The 572-nt window shown below is 60.8% G+C and carries 1 protein-coding gene; it reads right to left on the bottom strand.

Translation table 11 applies throughout. The annotated features are described in order from the left end of the window. A partial coding sequence (locus EL26_RS23145) for an AMP-binding protein (protein ID WP_038094887.1) occupies positions 1 to 572 on the bottom strand: 572 nt, incomplete at both ends.

The raw sequence follows: 572 nt of genomic DNA, 5'->3' as shown, positions 1-572 counted from the left end.
CCGTCCAGCACATACGCTTGCGTGTTGGCCATCGGGCGTCCGATGCCCGGAGTCCGCAGGCTGTTCTCGTCCATTCGCGCATACGTCGAATAGGTGGTGTCTTCCGACGGGCCGTACAGATTGTACACATGTTGCAGTGTTTCGACTTGATAGAGTTTCTGCACGGTTGCCAGCGGCAAGGCTTCTCCCGCCAGATTCACCGTTTTCACCGAGCGCGGGATCGCCTCCATGCGGAGCAACTCTGCAATCGCGGACGGGACGGTGTTGATCAGCGTGACTTCTTCACGCGCCGGCAACTGCGGCAGATGCAGGGCGTTCTCGGCGAGGATCACCTTGCCGCCTGCGCCCAGCGTCCCGAACAGTTCGTACACGGAGAGGTCGAAGCAGATGGAAGTCGAAGCCAACACGCCGGACAACTCTTCTGCCGTGTAGACCTCCCGCATCCAGTTCAGCAGCATGCCCGCGCTGCGATGCTCGATGGCTACGCCCTTCGGACGGCCGGTCGAACCGGACGTGTAGATCACATACCCGAGGTTGTGCAACTGGACGTTCGATACGAGGTTGTGCTCCGG

This window comes from Tumebacillus flagellatus, from assembly GCF_000714935.1.
Taxonomy (GTDB): Bacteria; Bacillota; Bacilli; order Tumebacillales; family Tumebacillaceae; genus Tumebacillus; species Tumebacillus flagellatus.
This window is presented reverse-complemented; position numbering and strand designations above follow the sequence as displayed.